Source organism: Rhodococcus sp. W8901, assembly GCF_013348805.1.
In the GTDB taxonomy this organism is placed as follows: Bacteria; Actinomycetota; Actinomycetes; order Mycobacteriales; family Mycobacteriaceae; genus Prescottella.
Genome location: NZ_CP054690.1, coordinates 137513 through 158087, shown reverse-complemented (window position 1 = coordinate 158087; position 20575 = coordinate 137513). Strand labels below are relative to the sequence as shown.

The following is a 20575-nucleotide window of genomic DNA, read 5'->3' as shown; positions in this document are numbered from 1 at the left end:
CCAGCGCCGCCCACCACCCCGCGTTAGGGTGCAGATCACCACGGCCGGCCGATGAGGGCCGACCCGGACCGAAGGGGAACAGCAGTGGAAATCCAGGGAACCGCGGCACTGATCACCGGAGCGGCATCCGGTCTCGGGGCCGCCACCGCCAAGCGCTTCGCCGATGCGGGTGCCACCGTCTTCGGCCTGGACCTGGCCCAGTCCATCGAGCGCGCCGGCGACAGCGTGCCGGCCGGCGTCACCCTCATCCCCACCGACGTCACCAGTGAGGCAGAGGTGCAGGCGGCGATCGACCAGATCACCGAGTCGGGCGTGCCGCTGCGCATCGTCGTCAACTGCGCCGGTGTCGGCTGGGCGGGCCGCATCCTGTCGAAGAACGGCCCGCACGACCTGGAACTGTTCCGCACCGTCATCACCGTCAACCTGCTCGGCACGTTCAACGTGATGCGCCTGGCGGCGAACGCGATGCAGCACCTGCCGACGGTCGACGACTCGGGCCAGCGCGGCCTGATCGTCAACACCGCGTCGGTGGCGGCGTTCGAGGGTCAGATCGGCCAGATCGCGTACACCGCGTCGAAGGGTGGCGTGCACGCGATGACGATCACCGCCGCACGCGACCTCGCGCAGGTCGGCATCCGCGTCAACACCATCGCCCCCGGCACCATCGACACCCCGATGCTCGCCGGCGTCACCGACGAGTACCGCAAGAACCTCGAGGCGGGCATCCCGTTCCCGTCGCGCCTCGGCAAGCCCGACGAGTATGCGCAGCTCGCGCAGTTCCTCGCCGAGCACGACTACCTCAACGGCGAGACCATCCGCATGGACGGCGCGCTGCGCATGGCGCCGCGGTAACAATGCGAAAAAGTTGATGCGCGTGCCTGATTCGGCTGCTACCGTGGCCGACATGCAGCGCGCCATTGCGACGACGACGCCGGAGAGTGTCCCGGCGCGCTGACTGCTGACTGAGTCCGAAGCCCCGGGGCGAGTGCCCCGGGGCTTCGTCGTCTGGTCACTCGCTCCCCATCCGCGAGGAGACCGACGATGATCGACCACCGCAAACTCGGCCGCGAACTGGACCTGTTCGACACCGACCCACTGATGGGCGCGGGCCTGCCCTACTGGCTGCCCGACGGCGCGGCCGTGCGCCACACCCTCGAGGAGTACGTCCGCGACATCGAGCGGCGGGCCGGCTACCGGCACGTCTACTCGCCGGTCCTGGGCAAACGGGAGTTGTACGAGATCTCCGGTCACTGGTCGCACTACCGCGACGACATGTTCCCGCCGATGCAACTCGGCGCCGAGCAGGTACTGCTACGCCCGAGCCTGTGCCCGCACCACGCCCTGATCTACCGCTCCCGATCGCACAGCCACCGCGAATTACCCTTACGCATAGCCGAATTAGGTGGAATGTACCGCTCCGAGCTGTCCGGCGTGCTGGGCGGCCTCACCCGCGTCCGAGCAATCCAGCTCAACGACGCCCACATCTTCTGCACCCCGGACCAGGTCGCCGACGAGGCGCGCGCCGCCCTCGACCTGATCCGCCGTGCCTACGACGCGCTCGGCATCCGGTCGGCCCGGTACCGGCTGTCGCTGCCCGGACCGGGCGGCAAGTACGTCGCGGCACCCGAACTGTGGCGGCGGTCAGTCGCGATACTCACCGAGGTCCTCGACGCCTCCGGCGTCCCGTACGACGCCGTCGTTGGCGAGGCCGCGTTCTACGGCCCGAAGATCGACGTGCAGATCTCCGACGCCGCGGGCCGCGAATCGACCCTGTCCACCGTCCAGGTCGACTTCCACCAACCGGAGCAGTTCGGCCTGCACTACATCGGCTCCGACGGCGCCAGGCATCGGCCGGTGATGATCCACCGCAGCATCATCGGCAGCCTCGAGCGAGTCGTCGCGCACCTGATCGAGGCGCACGACGGCGCCTTCCCGGCCTGGCTCGCGCCGACCCAGGTGGTGGTCCTGCCGGTCACCGACGACGAGACGGACGACGCCGAGCGTCTGGTGCAGCGCTGCCTCGATTCGGGCCTGCGTGCGCACGCGGTGAGCCGGGCCGACGGCACCCTCGGCGCCCGGATCCGGAACTCTCGGCGAGTGCCGTACCAGGCGGTGATCGGCCCCAAGGAGGCCGCCAACGGCCATGTCGCCCTGCGCCTTCGGGACGGCCGCCGGATCGACCCGCAACCGGTCGACGACGCCCTACGGCGCATCGTCGGGTCGATCGACACCCGCAGCGCCGAGCTGTGGGAGAACTGAGCCGTCAGAACCGCCAACGCGTCTGCGCGTACTCACCTTTCGCGAAGGCGAACACTGCGGCCGGTTCGACGCGGAACACCGTCGCCGGCCCGCCGACGGTGTTGACGAAGTTGCCGTCCGCGACGTCGAAGCTCCAGTCCGGCCCGTACTTCGCGCGGTAGGCGTCGGCGATCCGGGTCAACGACTCCGGATCCGAGACCTGCACCGCCCGTCCCTCGACCACGGCGTCCAACCCGGATCCGAGGGCGTTCGTCCCGGTCGTCAGCACGCAGGCGTCGGCCGCCGAGAGATTGCGTGCCTTCTGCTCGTCCGGGCCGGTGCAGAAGTGCATGCGGTCGTCGACGCGGACCGCGATCAGCGGTGTCACGTGCGGTCGCCCGTCGGGCCGGACGGTGGACAGCCAGAACACCTCGGCGGCGTCGAGCGCCGCCGTCACCTGCTCCCACGTGGAGGGCGGCGCGCTCTCGGCGCTGTACCGTCGGTCGAGTTCGGCGGCGGGCAACTGCGCGGTCATGGGGTGTCTCCCGTCTCGTGGGGTGCTGTCACAGGTACAGACCCGCAACGTCCCCAGAACTCATCGCCCCCCGCGCTAAGTGCGCAAAACGCGGAATCGAGGGCCGCGAAAGAGCGATAAGTGCGCAAAACGCGGGAACCGGGGCTCGAGATACCCGCGCTACAGCTCCGACTCGTGCGGGATCTCGTCCATCGCCCGGTCGGACATCCATTCCCGCAGCACCTTGGTGGCGATGACGTCGTCCTCGTTGTACTCGAGGAGTCGCTGCCGCTGGGTGAGGTCGGGGTCGCCGTCGTAGCCGACGGCCTCGCGGTACCAGCTCATCGACGCCTCGCCGCTGGCCTCGGCGTCGCGCCAGTGGAATCCGGCGACGGGGGCGATCTTCTTGAGCCCCTTGCCGTTCGGGCATACGAAGTTGTCGCCGACGGCCTGGTAGATGTCCACCCACTGCGGGCTGTCGATGAACTCGCGGATCTCGGCGACGGTGGGGATGCCCGGGGTGCCGGCGAAGCGGCGCGCCGAGTCGAGCAGCCACTTGTCCTCGGCGGAGCGGGAATAGCAGTAGGCGGCAAAGGTTTTCCCGACGGCGGCGGCGGCGGCGCGTTCGGCCATGAGCCAGGTCCAGAATTCGGCGAAGGACCGGGCCTCGTCGGCGGTCGGCACCGGGTCCCAGCTCACGAACGGCCGGTACACCGACGTGCCGGCGACGTTGAGCAGCGTGCCCCACAGGTAGGCGCCGTGCTCCTGGTAACTCTCCATGTCGACGTCCACCTCGACGTCGGCGCGGGTCACGGTCACCGTCTCGTGCCGGCGCACCAGCGCGGCACCGGACAGCCACGCCTTCGCGGTGACGACGGTGTCGTGGAACGAATTGTGCGGCCACTCCTCCGGGGGATCGCCCTCCCACGCGGCGAGCTGCTCGATGGTGGTCACGCCGTGCTCGCGGAGCACGTCGGCGCGGGAGCCTGTCGCGACCAGCGACACGTCGCGGGTCTCCTCGAGCTTCGCGCGGCATCCGGACCACCACGGGCACGACCGGCACTCGCCGATCTGCGACGGCACCGTCACGATCTCGCCGCGCGCGACGGCGATCCGGTCCGCGAAGCGCTCGTCGTAGTCGCTCAGCACGGTGGACAGATCGTGCACCAGCACGCAGTCGGCGCCGTAGCCGATGGCGCCGCCCAGCAGGGCGGGGCTGGCGAGGTCGTGCCGCTCGAGCATCCGGTACACCTGCGCCAGCCGCATCTGGTCGCGCAGCTGCGCGCGCACCTTGCGCTTCTCGTCGACGGCGGGGGCCCACTCGAACAGCCCCGACGTGGTGGCGCCCCGACCCGGATCGGTGACCTTGTGGTTGACGACGATCACCGGGATGTAGCCGCCGCGGTCGACGTCGCGCAGCAGGATCTCGACGCGGCCGCGTCGTCCGGTATCGCGCTCGGCGGGCAGCATCGCGCCCCAGATCTTGTCGGCTCCGGCTCGGCACGCCTCGAGGGTGTCGCGGGCCCGCTGCCCGGCCGGGCCGTCGGGTGCGATCCGCACCCACGCGTCGGGGTCGGCGTCCATCAGCCGGACCCGGACCGCCTCGCGCTGCGCGGCCGCCGCCTCCTGCCGCTGCTTGACCCCGGTGTTCTCGGGCGCGGCCACCAGCAGATCCGGGTTGGCGGCATCCAGGTGCACCCGATGGCGGCACCGCGTCAGCGCGCCCGGCTCCAGAAGCACGGGGGGCACAGGGACCAGGGAGGCGCCGAGTCTCGCCGACGCCGCCGTATCAGCGGTGTCGGCGCCGTCCTGCGGGCCGATCGGGGAACACACGATGTGGAAGATTATGTGCTCACCTAGGGTAAAGCCGAAAGCGGCAGAGCATAAACAAGCACGGATAAGCTGTGACGCAGTCCGCCGCCGCGCCGAAACACCAGATGGAGGGGCCTTTCCAGTGGGGTTGTTCAAGAAACGTAAGCGGCGCGCCACGCGCAAGGCCGAGGCGAAGGCGCTCAAGCACAAGGCGAAGCTCGAGGCAAAGCTCGGTGCGAAGAACGACCGCAAGAAGCACCGGTCGGATTCGAAGGCCCAGAAGAAGGTCGACAAGGCCCAGATCTCGGCGCTCAAGGCCCAGGAGAAGGCCGCCGTCAAGGCCGCCGAGAAGGGTCTGACGGTCGCTCAGCTGCGCCGATACCTGGGTGTGGCCCGCCTGCTCGCGCCGGTCGTGGTGCCGCTCGCGTACCGCGGCGCGACCGCCCTGCGCGGCCAGCTCGACACCCAGCGCGCGCAGCGCATGGGCATCGCCGTCGACCAGCTCGGCGAGTACACCGGCCACGGCGCCAAGCTCAGTGCCCGCATCGCCGGCGCCGAGAAGTCCGTCGACGAGATCGTCACCCGCCACCCCGGTGACGCGGAGACGCAGCAGTTCGCGACTGCGATCCGCGCCCGCCTCACCGACCTCGGCACCGCGGTCCACGCCGCCGAGCAGATGCCGCCGGCCCGCCGCAAGCAGGCCCACCACGCCATCTCCGCCGAACTCGACGGCGTCGAGGCCGACATCCTGGCCCGCCTCGGCGTCCGCTAGCCGTCACCGCCCGATCGCCGTGTCCGTCACGCGTCCCGCCCCGACCGCCGCGCTCCGCGGCGGCGCGGTGGGCGCGGCGGCGGCCGCCCTGGCCATCGCCGCGCACGGCATCGCCGGCGGCGGTTTCCCCGACTCGGCGGCCCTGACCCTATTGTTCGCATCGTGTGCCGGCGTCGGCGTGATCGTCGGCGGTCTGCCCGTCCTGAGCCGGAGCCGCACGGCGCTGTTCGCGGCGCTCGCGGCCGGGCAGGGTGCCGGGCACCTCACGCTCACGCTCGCGTCGGACGCCCACGCGCACGCCGGCGTGCCCGCCGCCGCGATGCTGACCGCGCACGCCGCAGCCACCGTCGTGTGCGCGAGCCTGGTCCACGGTGCCGAACGCCTGTACGGGCCGATCACCCATGTCCTGCGCACGGTCCTGGCGCCGCTGTTTCGCGGCGTCGATCCGACGTCGGCACCCGCGCCGCGGCCGCTCGACCGCCGCGCACCCCGTCTGACTGTGCTTGCCGCCGGGCTGACCCGGCGCGGACCACCGGTGCACGCGTAAGCCGCGTCCATCGCACCCTCCGCACAGAAACGACACCCGAGCAATGAAGAGAATCCTCTCCCGCGCCCTCCTCACGGTGGGCGCCGCCGGCGGCGCGCTGCTGCTGGCCACCGGCGTGGCCTCCGCCCACGTCTCGGTCGCCGCACCCGGCGCCGAGCAGGGCGGCTACTCCGTCCTCACCTTCCGCGTCCCCACCGAGTCCGAGACCGCGGGCACCACCGCGGTCACGGTGCAGCTGCCGAACCTCAAGTCGGCCCGCACCGAACCGATGCCCGGCTGGACCTCGACGGTCCAGAAGGATCCGGCGTCGGCCACCGCGACGTCGGTGACCTGGACGGCCGATCCCGGCGTGAGCGTCGGGCCCGGACAGTTCCAGCAGTTCGTGCTCTCGGCCGGACCGCTGCCCGAGCAGGGCTCCGTGGAGTTCCCCACCACCCAGACCTACAGCGACGGCACCGTCGTGCAGTGGGATCAGAAGCCCGGCGCCGACGGCAGCGAGCCGGACAAGCCGACCCCGACGCTGACGCTCGCCGCGGGCAGCGGCGGCGGCAAGGCACACGCCGCGGCCGACACGGCCGTCACGGTCGACGCGACCACGAACAACGCCGACACCACCGCCCGCTGGCTGGGCGGCATCGGCCTGGTGCTGGGCGCGCTGGGCACTGCCCTGGGCATCGGCGCGACCATCCGGAACCGCCGCTCATGAGCGCGCACAAGGTCCACCGCGTCCGCATCATCGCCGTCGGATTCGTCGCGATGCTCGCGACCATGCTGGGCGCCGGCACCGCGTCCGCGCACTCGGCCGTCCTCTCCAGCAATCCCGAGAACGCGGCGCAGATCGCGACGGCCCCGGAGCGGGTCACCGTCACGTTCAACGAGGCGCTGCAGCAGAAGTTCGCGTCGCTCACCGTCGTCGGCCCGGACGGCAACCTGTGGTCCAAGGGCGACCCGACGGTCCAGGGCGACAGCGTCAGCGTCCCGCTCGACGGCCTCGGACCGGTCGGCGAGTACACGATGGCGTTCCGGGTGACCTCCGCCGACGGCCACCCCGTCAGCGGTACCCGGGTGTTCACCCTCACGCAGGAGGGCACCGGCACGCCTGGCCCGAAGGTCAACGGACAGAACGAGACCGGCAGCACCGACGACTCCGGACCGAACCTGCTGGTCTGGGGACTCGTCGGCGTCGGCGTCGTCGTCTTCGGCGGCGGCCTGTGGTTCGCGCTGCGCAAGCCGCGCGGCGAGAACTGACCGGCCGGACAGCGCGCGGATGAAGACGGTGAACATCGGCCGCCCCTGGCTGCTGTTCGCCGTCCTCACCGCGCTGGCCGGGGTGGCGGTCGGGTGGCTGCTCGCCACTCCCGACGGGCCCTCCCCCACCAGCGTGGTGCGGGTGCTCGCCGTCGGCCTGGGCGCGACGGCGTTCGGTCTCGCCGCGTGGCAGTGGCTGCAGCGCGACGAGCGTCGGCCCGCACTGGACGCCGGCCTGCTGTGGCAGACCACCGCCGCGGTGGCCGGTGTGTGGACCGCGGCCGAGACCGTGCTGCTGGTGCTCGAGGCGGCCGAGGCAGAGGGGCGGTCCCGGTTCGCGGTCGCCCCGGAGACCGTCATCGACTTCGTGCGGGTCGTGAACACCGGTCGTCTCGGCGCCGCGACGGTGGTGTGCGCGGCGCTGGTGGCCCTGATCTCGGCGATCGCGTACCGCCGCAGCCTGCCGTGGCCGGCCGCCCCCGTCCTGGCACTGGCGGGCCTGGCCCTCATCGCGCGCCCGATCAGCGGGCACATGTCGCAGCAGACGCTCGGATCCCTGCTCGACGCCGGACACGTCCTCGCGGCCGCCACGTGGTTCGGCATGCTGGCGGCGCTCGCGCTGACCGCCGGCTCCCGCGGTGCGTGGTCGACGCTGCTGCCGCGCTATTCGACCGTCGCGTGGCGGTGCGTGTGGGTGCTCGCGGCCACCGGCGTCGTCAACGCCGCGGTCCGCCTCGGTGGCGTGGCACCCCTGGTGACCACCGGATACGGCCGGGTTGTGCTCGCCAAGGTGGCCGCGCTCGCGGCACTGGTCGCGGCCGGTTGGTGGCTGCGCCGCACGTGGGTGGCCCCGGCCGCCGCGCACCGGATGGGGGCCGACGCGTCCCTGCGCCGCGCGGTCGGTGAATCCGCCGCGATGGCAATCGCATTCGGACTCGCGGCCGCGCTGGCGACCACCGCCTGATCCGAAACGGTCAGGCGACCGAGACTGTGATCGTTCCGGTGTAGGTCCCGACCGCCGCACCGTCGGGGTAGTCGACCCGCAGCGCCGGAGTCCAGGTGACCGTCTCCGACGGCCAGATGCTGCCCGTACGCGCGACGACGGTCTTCGGGGCTTCGAGCGTCTGCGTCGGCGCCGATGTCGAGCCGCCGACATTGCCGGCGAGGGCGGTCGCAGAATAGGTGACCGCGCTCTTGGGGATCGTGCCGTTGGGTCCGACGAAGTCGGTCGACGACGCGGTGGCGGTCCAATCGACCGGCGAGCCGACCACACCACCGGTCGCGGTCACGGAGATGAGTGTCAGGGTTCCGCTCGCCCTCTCCGCCCCGGGGACGATGGTGCCCCACTTCCCGGCGACGGTGATCGACAGCCCAGCTCGGCCCGCAGTGGCAGCAAGTGCGCCGCTCCGGGTCTGCCCGGTGGTAGTCGTCGGAGCCGCACTCGACGTGGTCGGCGCCGCGGTCGTCGAAGCCGTCGTGGTCGGTGCGCTCGTGGTCGTGGACGGCGTGGTCGTGGCTTCCTCGGAATCTTCCCGGGAGACGTACCGACGAGGGGTCGTCGTCGGCGCCGCGGTCGTAGTCGTCGGCGCCGTTGTCGTCGTCGATTCTGCCGTCGATTCCGTCGTCGCCTCGTCCGACACGTCCGAAGGTGCGGCCGTCGCGGTCGGCGCACCGGCGAGAACCAGCACGCCGGCGGCAGCGAGGGACAGCCGAAGCGCGCGGGGCATCCTGCTGTGCCACATGTCTACTGATCCGTTCCCGAGGGACGACGCTTCCGCACCACCAGGTAGGCACCGACTCCGGCGACAGCGAGCACGGCCACCACGATCCCGCCGATCAGCGGCCACGACGTCGAATCGGACGCGCCGACGGAGTCGCCGTCACCCTTGTCGGGGAACGTGAGGGTCGCCGACATGTCGTGCTCGAGGATTCCGCTCTCGAGCTTGACGTCGGCGTTCCACGGACCGGCGGGCAGGGCGGTGCTGTCGGGCACGGAGATGACGACCTCGCCGTCCTCGCCGGGTGCGATGGTCGCGACCGCACTGTCGATGGGGCCGGCGGACAGCCCACCGGGTCCACCCGAAAGGTTGAGTGCGCCGGACAGATCGACCGCGCGGCCGCCGGTGTTGGTGACGGTCGCGACGACGGACGCGAGGCCGTCCGGCCCGCGCCGCGGGGTGAGGCTGGAGATGGTGAAGTCGGCGGGCGGCCCGTTGCCCGGCCCCACCGACAGGTAGACGCGAACCCCTACCCGCGATTCGTTGGTGATGCCGTTGGAGGCAGGGGCCTTGTGCGACGCCCAGATCACCGCGTACTGCTCGATCTCCGGCGCATCCTTCGGCACCGCGATCGTCACCGCCACCTCGGCCTGCTCACCGTCGGCGAGTTCCACGGTCGGGCGATCGACGGTGATCCACGACGTGAGGGCGTTCTTCTCGCCGGGCTCCGCCAGCGCGAACGCGCCGTCGGCGACGCGGGCGGCGCCGGGGTAGACGTCGATCTTCGCGGGCGCGCCGGTGTCGTTGGACACCAACACATGTCGGGTGATGGTGGTCCCGGGCGGAAGGTTGTCGACGATGTATCGCAGCGCCCGAGGATCGTCCTTGAGTGCGACCGGCGCGTCGAGCAGACGGATGCCGATGGACCCGGCGGGGGTTTCGCCCGCGGGCTGATCCGGGGCGGCGAGCGCGGATGCGGGGACGCCGACCGCGACGAGGACGACGGCGAGGAACGCGAGGAGGTTACGCAGCGCGGGGAGAGAACGCATGGATCACTTTCTGGCCGAACGGCCGGGGACGCATGCAGCGTCCCCGGCCGATGGGTGCCGGTCGTTCTAGGCGACCGAGACGGTGATGGTGCCGGAGTATTCTCCGATGGCGGCACCGTCGGGGTAGTTGACGGTGAGCGCCGGGGTCCAGGTGATGACCTCGAGCGGCCAGGTGAGGCCGGTGCGATTGACGACCGTCTTCGCCGCGTCCAGCGCCTGGTCACCGGTCGACTCGAGGGTGCCCGGGCCGACCTTGCCGGCGAGGGCCGTGGCCTTGTAGACGACCGCGCTCTTGGGAATGGTCCCGAAGTCCGTCGACGTGGCACTGGCGACCCACCCGCGCGGCGCGCCGTTGCGGTTGTCGCTCACCGTGACGGTGGGCAGGGTGCCGGTCGCCTTGCCGGCGCCGGGGACGATGGTGCCGACCGGCCCGCCCGTGATGAGCGACAGGTTCCCGCCTGCGCCGGCGATGGCGAATGTGACGGTGGTGTCGGCCGAGTCAGCGGCATTGGCGGCGGTGGCCGGGACCAGAAGTCCGGCGGCAGCGGCTAAACCAGCGGCGAGAAGCGTTACTTTGCGCATGATTCCTCTTCGGGGGGCGTTCGGGTCGAACAGACAGCTGCCCGTACCGAATAGAACCAAACGGCCCGATTCGGGGGTCGATTATTGATACTCGACAGTTGGTCAAGTGTCCAGTAGGGAGCGCGAAATATATTTGCAGAGCGTTTGTTTGTCGGGCCGGGCCCTGCGGGCGTGCCCGCAGGGGAGGTGATGCCGTTGTCGGGCACCGACTCTGATTACTTTCCCACTTGCAGCCCTCCGGCGGCACTAGGATCCGTCACCATGACTTCGACGGGGTGGTGGTTCCAGGCCAAGCATGGGCTCGACACGCGGGGACCGTTCCCGCGGCGGCGGCGCCGCACGCTCGGTGACGCGGTGGCCGGGCGTCGCGTCCTCATCACCGGGGCGTCGTCCGGCATCGGTCGCTCCGCCGCGATCGACCTCGCCGACGCCGGCGCAGTCGTGCTGCTGGTGGCCCGCCGCGAACCTGAGCTGCAGGAGCTCGTCGACGCCGTGACCGGTCGCGGCGGCAAGGCGTTCGCCTATCCGTGCGACCTGAACGACGCGGAGGCGTCCGACGCCACGATCGGCCAGATCCTCGACGAGCACGGTGGCGTGGACATCCTCGTCAACAACGCCGGACGCTCCATCCGGCGGGACCTCGCCCAGTCGTACGACCGGGCCCACGACTTCGAACGCACCATGCAGCTCAACTACTTCGCGGCGGTGCGGCTGATGCTGGCGGTGCTACCGGGAATGCGGGAACGACACTTCGGCCAGGTGATCAACGTGCTGTCGGCGGCGAACCTGTTCGGTGGCCCCGGGTACTCCGCGTACGTCGCGTCCAAGGCGGCACTCGACGAGGTCTCCACGTCGTTCCAGGCCGAAACCCTGGACGAGAACATCACTTTCACGTCGGTGTACATGCCACTGGTGCGGACCGCGATGATCGCACCCAACGCGCAGTACCTCGAGGCCGCTGCGCTCACGCCCGAGCAGGCCGGCCGGGTCCTCTGCGACGCGATCGTCGACCGTCCGCGCCGCATCGGCCCCACGTTCGGACGGCTGCAGCAGCTGGTGGACGTGATCAATCCGGAACGGGCCGACACCGCACGGCACCGCCGGTTCAAGTCGGGTATCTGAGCCCTCTTCGGCCCCACTCGACACCCCGGAAGCGGACTAGTCTCGACATTGGGACACAAGGTCGAGGAGATGATTCGTCATGTCGACAACACCGACATCACCGTCCACGTCAATGGAAACCCACCCTGACATCGCCGAGCTACGCGCCCGCTACGACGAATTCGGTGAGAGCCCGGTTCCGCAGGTCGCCGAGGGGCTGATGGTTCTCGCCGGTCTGTACGCGGCCGCGTCACCGTGGATCGTCGGTTTCAGCGGGCAGACGTCGCTGATGATGTGCAACCTGTTCGCCGGTCTCGCGGTCGCGCTGCTGGCCGTCGGTCACGCCACGACGTTCGGCCGCACCCACGGCCTCGCGTTCGTCGCCCCGCTGCTCGGGATCTGGCTGATCGTCTCGCCGTGGCTGGTCTCCGGCTTGAGCAGGAGCACGGGGATGATCTGGTCGAATGTCGTGGTCGGCGCCGTGGTCCTCGCTCTCGGAGCCGGGATCATGGGCATGGGTATGACCCGAGGACGGATGCGCCGATAGCGGTACCCGATCGAGCAGCCCTACGCCGCGGCCTCCTCGCGCCGGCGCGGCTGTAGCTGCGTGGCCGAGACCAGGCCCGCGGCCAGGAATCCGGCTGCGACGAACAGCGACCACCGGGTGGCGTCGGCGAACCCGTCGGACAGCGCGTCGGCGGTCTCCGGTCCGGCCGGGCCGAGCTTGCCGTGGTCGCCCTGCTCGCGAATCGGCGGGATGGTGCCGCCGGCCGAGTCGCGGGTGCTGTCGACCAGCTGTGACGACACCTGCGGCGGCAACGCGACCGGCTCGAGCCGGTTGGTGAGGCTGTGCGCCAGCCCCAGCGACAGGACGGTGCCGAGAATCGCGGTACCCAGAGCGGCACCCAGCTGGCGGACGGTGCTCTGCGTCGCCGACCCCTGACCGGATTCCTCGGTGGGAATGTCGACCAGGACGGTGCCGGTGAGCTGCGCCGACGCCAGGCCCAGGCCGAGCCCGTAGATTGCCAACAGCAGCGCCAGCAGCCACGCCGACGACGACGGCCGCAGGTACAGCGCGAAGGCCAGCACGCCGATCACCTCGAGCGCCAGACCGATCATCACGGTCCGCGGGGCACCGAACCTCGCGGTGACGTGCCGGGCCGCGGCGCCGGACATGAAGGCACCGGCCGCCATCACCGCGATGACGTAGCCGGCCCCCAGTGTGCTGAGCCCGTACGCGTTGACCAGGAACAGCGGCAGCACCAGCAGCAGACCGAACTCGCCGATCGCGACGGCCATCGCGGTGAAGTTGCCCCAGCTGAACGTCCGGAAGCGGAACAGCGCGAGATCCAGGATCGCCGAATGCGCGATCCTGGCGCGGTGCCGCTCCCACACCACGAACCCCACGAGTGCCACGGCGCCGACCGCTGCCATCACCGGCGTCGCGGAGATCGGCGCGGTCACGGGCCACGTCGCCCCGAACACGTTGAGCTCGGCGATCGGCTTCCACCAGCCGAGGGTCTGGCCCTCGATGAGCGCGAAGATCAACGCGCCGAACCCGATTGCGCTCAGCAGCAGTCCCACCACGTCCAGTCCCGGGACGGTGATCTTCGCCCGCGTCTCGGGGACCGCTAGGAACGCGCCGATGATGACGAGAATGCCGATCGGGACGTTGACCAGGAAGATCCACGGCCACGTGAACGACGTCGTGAGCCAGCCGCCGAGCAGCGGGCCGACGGCCGCCATGCCCGAGATCACCGCGCCCCACACACCGAATGCGATGGCCCGGTCCCGGCCCCGGAACGTCGCGTTGACCGTCGACAGCGTGCACGGCAGCACCAGGGCTCCGCCGACGCCCTGCACGACACGGGCCACGATCAGCGCGGTGGAACTGTCCGACGCCGCGGCCATCAGGCTGCCGACGATGAACACGACCACGCCGACGATGAACAGCAGCCGCCGACCCAGCCGGTCGCCGAGCCGTCCGGCGGTGAGCAGCAGCGCCGCGAACACCACCGAGTAGATGCTGTTGATCCACTGCGCGTCGGTGAGGTCCAGGTCCAGTTCATCGATGATCACCGGCAGCGAGACGTTGACGATGGTGCCGTCGACGACGATCAGCGACAGTCCGGCAGCGAGAACCCCCAGACCTATCCAGTCCCGTCGTCCCACACGGGGTTCGACTTCAGCCGGGTCCATGGTCATTGCTGCGCCCCTCCTCCGACGATGTGGCTCGCCATCCGTCGACGCTACCGCGATTCCGGCAGAGGACACGGGGGCGCACCGGCGAATGACGGCCACAATTCGGGCATTTCAATCTTTCGATTGAACCGGGCCTGCCCTCATGTGAAGGCGATGACCTGTTCGCCCCACGCCTCGCGGAGCGGGCCGTCGAGGTCGCGGACCACCCGGTCGTGCTTGTCGATCACCAGCGAGTCGCGGCCGAACCGGTCATAGGCGTCCCATCGCGGCTCACCGTCGAGACCGACCGGCGCACCGGTTTTCGCGAATTCGATCCACCGGTGCTGCATGCGTGCCGACACCTTGCGTCCGGTCGACAGGCCGCCGAGCAGGTAGGTGATCTCCTTGGGGCCGTGCGCGATGTTGCCGAACACGTACGGAAGCTCGGTCGCGTGGGTGGCGCCGATCTCGAGCGCCCTGAGCATCGGGGTGGCGTAGTCGAAGCGGTACAGCCAGGTGGGGGCATACCTACTGTGCGCCTCCACGATCCACAGTGTCGGCAGCCGGAACCCGAAGTCCCGGGTCAGGCCCAACGCGTCGTCCTCGGTGGCCAGCCCCGAGTACGCCGCCTCGATCCGCGCCTGGTCGGGCAGTTCGAGGTCGGGGTGCTCGGCCGAGATCTCCGCGAACATCGCGCGGATCACGTCCGGCTCGATCGGCATGAGCGGCGACTTCATCAACTTGAACAACGACGATTCGTCCTTGTTGGTGCCTATCAGCAACGGGATCCGCTCGGCGGTGCCGTTCCAGAAGGCGTTGACCGGATAGTCGGGCACGAGTTCACCGTCGACGATCGGCACGTAGGCCAGTGTCCCCGGGGTCTCGCGCGGAATCCGCGCGAACAGTTCCTCGGAGGCGGCGAGCAGCTCATCGGTGGTCGCCGACATCAGCCGATCCGCAGCATCACCTGCGCCACCGAGTATTTCGAGGAAGGTGTTCGCGATACCCGCCGCCCGATCCTGGTTGTAGACGGACGTGGCCGGTGAGCTCTCGGCGATCGCACGGTGGAACAACCCGTGCGCGGACGGCATCGTCATCAGTGTCGTGACAGCACCGCCACCGGCCGATTCACCGAACAGCGTCACGGCGTTCGGGTCACCGCCGAACGCGGCGATGTTCGCCTGCACCCAGCGCAGCGCGGCGATCATGTCCTGCAACGCGACATTGGTGTCGAAGCGATGCTCGTCGGTGCTCAGCGACGAGAAGTCGACGAACCCGAACACCCCCAGACGGTAGTTCAGGGTCACCACCACGACGTCGCCGTTCTCCGCGAGCGCGCGCCCGTCGTAGACCGGCTGGCTCGACGCGCCGCGGAAGTAGGCGCCCCCGTGGATCCACACCATCACCGGCCTGCCGGACGCCCCCGCCGCTCCGGCGCCCGGGGCCCAGACGTTGAGCGAGAGGCAGTCCTCGTCCATCCGGATGTCGTCGCCGAGCGGGATCGCGGCGAGCCGACTCTGCGGTTCGACTGCGCCGAAACGGTCCGCCTCGAACACCTCCGTCCACGGCTCGGAGGGCGTCGGCGCCCGGAACCGGAGGTCCCCGGTGGGTGCGGCCGCGTAGCGAATTCCCTTCCACACGTGGACGGGCCCGTCGGTGGTGCCGCGCACGGGTCCGTTGGTGGTGCGGACGACGGTGGTGCTGTCGGGAGCGATGAGTGTCATGTCGTTGACTCCTTCGGATCGGCGGGAACTCACGCGGTGAGCGCGGTGACGACGTGCGAGGCCTGCAGCCCGGCCAACAGCAGGAACAGGACGGTCATGATGGCGGCGTTGTGCAGGATCAGTTCTTCCTTGACCACTCCGAGCGCGGCGGTGACCCGCTTCGACGGCACCGCCGCCAGAACGGTGAGGGCGATCAGCCCGAGCCCCGCCAGCGCCGCGAACGCGACGGTCAGCAGCGCCGCCTGGGTGGTCGGCAGGTGCGCCTCCGCGATGAGGGCGCCCGCCTTCAATTCGAGCGGCAGGTTCTTGGCGTTGGGGACGGTCAGGAGCAGACTCAGGACCGCGGTCTTGCCGGCGTTCATCGTGTCGATCTGCGCCATCCACGACGGCATCGCAGCGACGGCACCGTTCTTCGGCCGGCTCCTCCAGCTGAGTGCGGCCAGCATCAGGAACGCCAGACCGAACACGGAGGCGAACACGATCTGACTGGGATGGGCGTCACTGCCCGCCCTGTCCGCGCCGCCCTTGCTCGTGAACACGGTCACGCCCACGATGAGGGTCGAGGCAGCGAGCGCCGTCGCAGTGAACGCCAGGGCATTGGTCCTGGCGCGAGCGGAGAGCAGGATCGCGATCAACGCGGCCAGCGGAATGGGGCTCACGATCATGCCGACCCCGAGCGGAACCAATTGCGCCACTGTGTGTCCCATAGCGGCTCACATCCCTTCGTCTCGTGCGGGATGCCGGGGTCGATCGTCAGCTCGACGGTGTCGTCGCCGACATCCGACACGAACGATAGGAACCGCGGGACACGACCATCGACCGATGTTCGGGTATTGCGACACCGGCCTGTGGCGGCCGTCACGACGGGGTGCGCGCGGTCAGTCGAGGCGAACGGAGAGCAGCACGGATCCGGACTCCTCGACCAACTGGGCGGCATCGACCTTGCTCGACAGCGACGCCAGCCCCAGTCCCTCGCCGCGGTCGCGGGCGATCCGGCCGGGAGAGCGGATCCCGATGCAGATCAACGATGTTCGGGGATCCACCGACATCGTCAGCTGCAGCGACCCGCCGGTTCCGTGCCGGATCGCGTTGGTGAATCCCTCGGACAGCACGTCGATCGCGTGCTCGAGGCGAACAGGGCTGTCCGACAGCAGCGGCCACACCTCCGGAGCGATGTCTGCCTGCATCGGAACGGCGGCCGACCACATCCCGATCAGTTCGGTGATCTGCCGCTCGGCGTCTGCCCGCGGAACAGTCGGCAGCGCCTCCTCCCGTGCCACCTCGCCCACGAGGCGGTCGATGATCTCGTCCACCCTCGCGTCCACGGCGGTCGGCGCCGCGGCCGTCGGCGCACCCGTCGCGGCACCGTGCATGACCAGCGCCGCGGCCACCAGCTCACCCTGCACCGACGAGTGCAGCACGTGCGCGAGGCGCCGGCGCGCGGACAGCACCTGTCCGTGCACCTCGGCGGCGAGACGACTCTGCTCGCCGAGGGCCGTCGCGAGCTGTTGTTCCTCCACTGCGCGTTGCACGTTCGCGGCCCGGATCACGCGCACCGCGACGGCCGCGAACGGGTAGAAGGCGATTCCGGGGACCAGGAACGCCGGCGGGAATCCGGCGCCGCCGAGGATGACGTAGAACCCGAGCGCGGTAGCCACGGCGACCACCGTGTAAGTGGTCACCATGAGGCTCAGCCGGACGGTCGTGCTGCGCGCCCGGGGCGCGAAGCGCCGCACCACCCAGTTCCCCGCCACGCACAGCGCGATCCCGAGCACGACCTGGAGCACCGTTGTCCGGAGCCCGTAGCTCGTCAGCAGAAACGTCAGGATCACCGATGTGTACAGGGCCGCAGGCAGCACCAGGGGTGCTGGTTCCACGGCGCGGAGCACGTTCGCGAGCCACTCCCGGCGGGTCAGCGGAGGTGGTGCGACCGGCGGCTTCGGCAGCGGCGTGACGTCCCGGAACAGCGCATGGCTCATGGGCCGCACGACATCCTCCGAGATCGCCCTCAGCAGTCGCGCCGCACGCGCCGGATCGATGTTCACCCGATCGGTCTGCGACAGCGCCGAGCCGATCCGGCCCGCCAGGTCCTCGGCGCACCGACGACCGATCCCGGCCAGGTACTCCTCGTCGATCCGGCGCTGCTCGTCGAGCGCCGCGCGGGCGCCGCGCAGGCGCTGCATCACCGCGTTGTGCTCGCGCACCGAGTCGACGAGTATCGCGATGAGCGACAGCGCGACCACCGCCGTCGTCACGTTGATGGCCATCCGTACCCCGACGGTGCGCGGATCGGTCGGTAGGCCCTGGAACCCGACGAGGACGTCGAGCAGGATCGGCCGGCACGCCCCGAGCGCGGCGAAGACCGACAGCGACACCAGTGGTCGTGGACGGATCCGGTTGCCGCGCAGGACCGTGAGCCAGGCAATCAGCATGGCCGCACCCATCACCAGGTGCACGATCACCGCGATACCGAAGTACGCCGGCCAGTCCCGTGGGCTGCGGGCGGCGATGTAGCTGCCCATCACCGTGACGGCGAACGGCGCGGTCAGGATCCACGACCAGGCGGTGACGGCCGAACTGCCGCCGATCCGTGTCAGCCAGGAAAACCGACTGCTCAACCGATCTCCACCGGCATGCCGAAGCGGCGCACGTACAGCTGGGCGGCCGCGACCCGCGGGTTCAGCTCGGGGCTGTGACCGACCCCGAGGGCGTCGAAGGTGCGGGTCACCATCTTCTCGACGCTGCGCACACTCGATTCGCGTCGGCGCGCGATCTCGGCGTTGGACCAGCCGAGTGCGATGCAGCGCAGCACGTCGAGCTGCGTCCGGGTGAGACGGTCGAGCACCGAGTCCGGATTGCCCTCGCGCACAGGGCCGGTCGGAACAGGTTTCTCCGCGAGTGCCGACTCGACAGCCGCCACCAGATCCTCGACTGATTCCAGGGCGACCTTGTCGAGGAACACCGAACCCGCCGGGCCGCCCTCGCCCGGAGCGATCCCCGCCCGCGGGTAATTCGTCAGGAACACGATGGCGCAGTGCGGCGCCCGAGCATGGACGATCGTCGCCATCTCCAGGCCGTTGGGGCGTGCCCCGAGATCGATGTCGGTCATGAGGACGTCGGGATCGATCTCGTCGAAGTCGGCGAGCGCGGCCGCCGCGGAGGACCGCTCCTCCACGTCGAAGCCCGCGTGACGGAGCGCGTCGGCGACCAGCGAGCGCATCAGCGGCTGGTCCTCGACGACCAGGGCTGTCCGCACCCACATGGCTTCTTTCACAGGAAAAAGACTAACGGGCCTGATCCGACTCCAGGAGGTGGTGACCGCGCCTAACGAAATGCCGATCGCGGACGGGAGCGGGCCACCGGAACGACAACGCACACGGGCGCCGTGCGACCGATGCGCACGACGCCCGTCCGTTCAGGCCCGGATCAGCGTCCCGGTACGTACTTCATCGCCTTGATGAACGGCGGCAGCAGCTTGGCCCACACCTTGGCCGGAAGCCACCGCGGGCCACCGAGATTGACGACACGGGTGGTGGCGACCGTCTGCGCCTCCGTGTACTTGAGCAGGCCGTCGGGTCCGTGACGGCGGCCGACACCGGACACGCCCATCCCGCCCATCGGGGCGGCGGTGCTGCCCCACGTCGGGCCGTAGCCCTCGTCCACGTTGACGGTTCCGGCCATGACGCGGGCCGCGATGGCCTCACCCTCGGCGTGACTGCCGGCCCACACGCTCGCGTTGAGGCCGTACTCGGTGTCGTTGGCGCGACGGATCGCCTCCTCGACGTCCGCGACCGGGTAGATCGACACGAGGGGTCCGAACGTCTCGGCGGCGTAGCACTCCATCTCGTCGGTGACGCCGGTGAGCACGGTCGGCTCGTAGAACAGCGGACCGAGATCGGGTCGGGCCTTGCCGCCCGCGACGACGGTCGCCCCCTTCGCGACGGCGTCGTCGACGTGGCCGGACACGGTCTTGACCTGCGCCTCGGACACGAGGCTGCCCATCTCGATGCCGAACTCGTAGCCGGGCGCGAGGCTCATGTTCCGGACCCGCTCCCCGAAGAGGCGGATGAACTCGGGCGCGATGGTCTCCTCGACGTAGATGCGCTCGATCGAGATGCACAGCTGACCCGAGTTGGAGAAGCACGCGCGCACGGCCGCGTCACACACCTGGCGCAGGTTCGCACCGGCCGTGACGACCATCGGGTTCTTGCCGCCGAGCTCGGCGGAGAAGCCGATCAGTCGGCGTCCGGCCTGCTCCGCCAGCAGCTGGCCGGTCGCGGTGGAGCCGGTGAACATGAGGTAGTCGGTGTTCTCCACCAGCGCGGTACCCACCACCGATCCCGGGCCCGGGACCACGGCGAACAGCTCACGCGGCAGGCCGGCCCGGTACAGGAGCTCGGCGCACGCGAGCGCGCAGTACGGCGTCTGACTGTCGGGCTTGATCACCACGGCATTGCCGGCGAGCAGCGCGGCGATCGCGTCGGACACCGCGAGGGTCATCGGGTAGTTCCACGGCGAGATGACACCGACGACGCCCTTCGCGTGGTGCCGCACCACCGTCTTCGTCAGGCCCGGCAGCATGCCCTGGACGCGCTTGGGGCGCAGCAGCTTCGGCGCCAGACGCGCATAGAATCGCGACGTCATGGCGATGTCGAGGACCTCTTCCTGCGCCGACGCCCGCGACTTGCCGGTCTCGGCCTGCGCCATGTCCATCAGCGCATCCTTGTGCTCGAGCACGAGATCGCGGTAGCGGAGGAAGATCTGCGCACGCTCGACGGGAGATCGCTTCTCCCACGCCTTCTGCGCGACGCGCGCCTTCTCGATCGCGGCGAGCGCGTCCGCCGCCGTACCGACCGGGACGGTCGCGAGCTGGCGCCCGGTGAAGGCCTCGACGATCGGCTTCGTCGGACGGCTCGCCGCGTCCGGGATCGCGATGAGATCGGCAAGACGAGCAAACGTTGCCGCTGACGGAGCAGGCATTTCGCACCCCTACTGGTGAGTAGATTTCGAGTTACACACAACGTACCCCGTCGGTGGCCGTCGTCACAGGATCCGGGTCGAACGCCCCGGATCCCGGGCCCGGCTCAGG

The 20575-nt window shown here is 70.2% G+C and carries 20 protein-coding genes; 9 read left to right on the top strand and 11 right to left on the bottom strand.

Translation table 11 applies throughout. From position 1 onward, the window contains the following. The first annotated feature begins 84 nt into the window (after window positions 1–84). Together HUN07_RS00730 and thrS are read left to right on the top strand one after the other, a co-directional pair. Window positions 85–852 (top strand): SDR family NAD(P)-dependent oxidoreductase, encoded by a 768-nt coding sequence (locus tag HUN07_RS00730; protein WP_114724000.1) that lies wholly within the window; start codon window positions 85–87, stop codon window positions 850–852. A gap of 153 nt (window positions 853–1005) precedes the next feature. Beyond that, complete coding sequence (gene thrS / locus HUN07_RS00725) at window positions 1006–2259, top strand: threonine--tRNA ligase (RefSeq protein WP_302675497.1); 1254 nt, start codon at window positions 1006–1008, stop codon at window positions 2257–2259. Window positions 2260–2263: 4 nt separating this feature from the next. Here thrS and HUN07_RS00720 read toward each other — a convergent pair whose 3' ends face one another. Continuing rightward, window positions 2264–2773, bottom strand: coding sequence for a pyridoxamine 5'-phosphate oxidase family protein (locus HUN07_RS00720; protein ID WP_174907338.1), 510 nt, complete (start codon window positions 2771–2773; stop codon window positions 2264–2266). Window positions 2774–2932: 159 nt separating this feature from the next. After that, window positions 2933–4492: a TM0106 family RecB-like putative nuclease gene (locus tag HUN07_RS00715; protein WP_441346838.1), complete on the bottom strand. Its 1560-nt coding sequence runs from the start codon at window positions 4490–4492 to the stop codon at window positions 2933–2935. Window positions 4493–4706: 214 nt separating this feature from the next. Here HUN07_RS00715 and HUN07_RS00710 point away from each other — a divergent pair, with 214 nt between their 5' ends. Genes HUN07_RS00710 through HUN07_RS00690 form a run of 5 tightly spaced genes read left to right on the top strand, consistent with a single transcriptional unit; the run spans window position 4707 to window position 8095 of the window. Beyond that, window positions 4707–5336, top strand: coding sequence for a DUF6474 family protein (locus tag HUN07_RS00710; RefSeq protein WP_114723997.1), 630 nt, complete (start codon window positions 4707–4709; stop codon window positions 5334–5336). 19 nt (window positions 5337–5355) lie between these two features. Further along, window positions 5356–5883 (top strand): hypothetical protein, encoded by a 528-nt coding sequence (locus HUN07_RS00705; RefSeq protein ID WP_174907336.1) that lies wholly within the window; start codon window positions 5356–5358, stop codon window positions 5881–5883. A gap of 43 nt (window positions 5884–5926) precedes the next feature. Beyond that, a complete protein-coding gene (locus HUN07_RS00700) occupies window positions 5927–6589 on the top strand; it encodes a YcnI family copper-binding membrane protein (protein ID WP_174907334.1) in 663 nt (220 codons plus the stop codon). After that, window positions 6586–7131 (top strand): copper resistance CopC family protein, encoded by a 546-nt coding sequence (locus HUN07_RS00695; protein ID WP_114723994.1) that lies wholly within the window; start codon window positions 6586–6588, stop codon window positions 7129–7131. The genes HUN07_RS00700 and HUN07_RS00695 overlap by 4 nt, the downstream gene beginning before the upstream one ends. A 19-nt stretch (window positions 7132–7150) precedes the next feature. Continuing rightward, window positions 7151–8095, top strand: coding sequence for a CopD family protein (locus tag HUN07_RS00690; RefSeq protein ID WP_174907332.1), 945 nt, complete (start codon window positions 7151–7153; stop codon window positions 8093–8095). A gap of 10 nt (window positions 8096–8105) precedes the next feature. Here the strand turns inward: HUN07_RS00690 and HUN07_RS00685 are convergent, their stop codons facing one another. The 3 genes from HUN07_RS00685 to HUN07_RS00675 all read right to left on the bottom strand — a co-directional run bounded on the left by HUN07_RS00685 (window position 8106) and on the right by HUN07_RS00675 (window position 10480). Further along, window positions 8106–8873 carry a hypothetical protein gene (locus HUN07_RS00685; protein ID WP_174907330.1) on the bottom strand — a complete coding sequence of 256 codons (768 nt, stop codon included), beginning with the start codon at window positions 8871–8873 and terminating at the stop codon, window positions 8106–8108. A gap of 2 nt (window positions 8874–8875) precedes the next feature. Then, window positions 8876–9898 (bottom strand): DUF916 domain-containing protein, encoded by a 1023-nt coding sequence (locus HUN07_RS00680; protein WP_254622713.1) that lies wholly within the window; start codon window positions 9896–9898, stop codon window positions 8876–8878. A 66-nt stretch (window positions 9899–9964) separates the two neighbouring features. Next, the gene (locus HUN07_RS00675) at window positions 9965–10480 is read right to left on the bottom strand and encodes a hypothetical protein (protein WP_114723991.1); all 516 of its coding nucleotides are present in this window, start codon (window positions 10478–10480) and stop codon (window positions 9965–9967) included. Window positions 10481–10741: 261 nt separating this feature from the next. Here HUN07_RS00675 and HUN07_RS00670 point away from each other — a divergent pair, with 261 nt between their 5' ends. Next, window positions 10742–11602, top strand: a complete 861-nt coding sequence (locus HUN07_RS00670) for an SDR family NAD(P)-dependent oxidoreductase (RefSeq protein WP_174907328.1) — start codon at window positions 10742–10744, stop codon at window positions 11600–11602. Between the two features lie 112 nt (window positions 11603–11714). Beyond that, complete coding sequence (locus HUN07_RS00665) at window positions 11715–12128, top strand: SPW repeat protein (RefSeq protein ID WP_397484754.1); 414 nt, start codon at window positions 11715–11717, stop codon at window positions 12126–12128. 20 nt (window positions 12129–12148) lie between these two features. On the opposite strand, the gene HUN07_RS00660 is transcribed toward HUN07_RS00665, so the two are convergent. From HUN07_RS00660 to HUN07_RS00635, 6 genes are all read right to left on the bottom strand, one after another. Then, a complete protein-coding gene (locus HUN07_RS00660) occupies window positions 12149–13786 on the bottom strand; it encodes a DHA2 family efflux MFS transporter permease subunit (protein ID WP_174907326.1) in 1638 nt (545 codons plus the stop codon). 137 nt (window positions 13787–13923) lie between these two features. Then, window positions 13924–15486, bottom strand: coding sequence for a carboxylesterase/lipase family protein (locus HUN07_RS00655; RefSeq protein WP_174907325.1), 1563 nt, complete (start codon window positions 15484–15486; stop codon window positions 13924–13926). 29 nt (window positions 15487–15515) lie between these two features. Next, window positions 15516–16193, bottom strand: a complete 678-nt coding sequence (locus HUN07_RS00650) for a GAP family protein (RefSeq protein ID WP_174907323.1) — start codon at window positions 16191–16193, stop codon at window positions 15516–15518. Between the two features lie 171 nt (window positions 16194–16364). Continuing rightward, window positions 16365–18104: a hypothetical protein gene (locus HUN07_RS00645; protein WP_174907321.1), complete on the bottom strand. Its 1740-nt coding sequence runs from the start codon at window positions 18102–18104 to the stop codon at window positions 16365–16367. Beyond that, complete coding sequence (locus HUN07_RS00640) at window positions 18101–18760, bottom strand: response regulator (RefSeq protein ID WP_254622712.1); 660 nt, start codon at window positions 18758–18760, stop codon at window positions 18101–18103. The genes HUN07_RS00645 and HUN07_RS00640 overlap by 4 nt, the downstream gene beginning before the upstream one ends. Window positions 18761–18912: 152 nt before the next feature. Next, a complete protein-coding gene (locus HUN07_RS00635; protein WP_174907319.1) occupies window positions 18913–20466 on the bottom strand; it encodes a succinic semialdehyde dehydrogenase in 1554 nt (517 codons plus the stop codon). Window positions 20467–20575 lie beyond the last annotated feature (109 nt).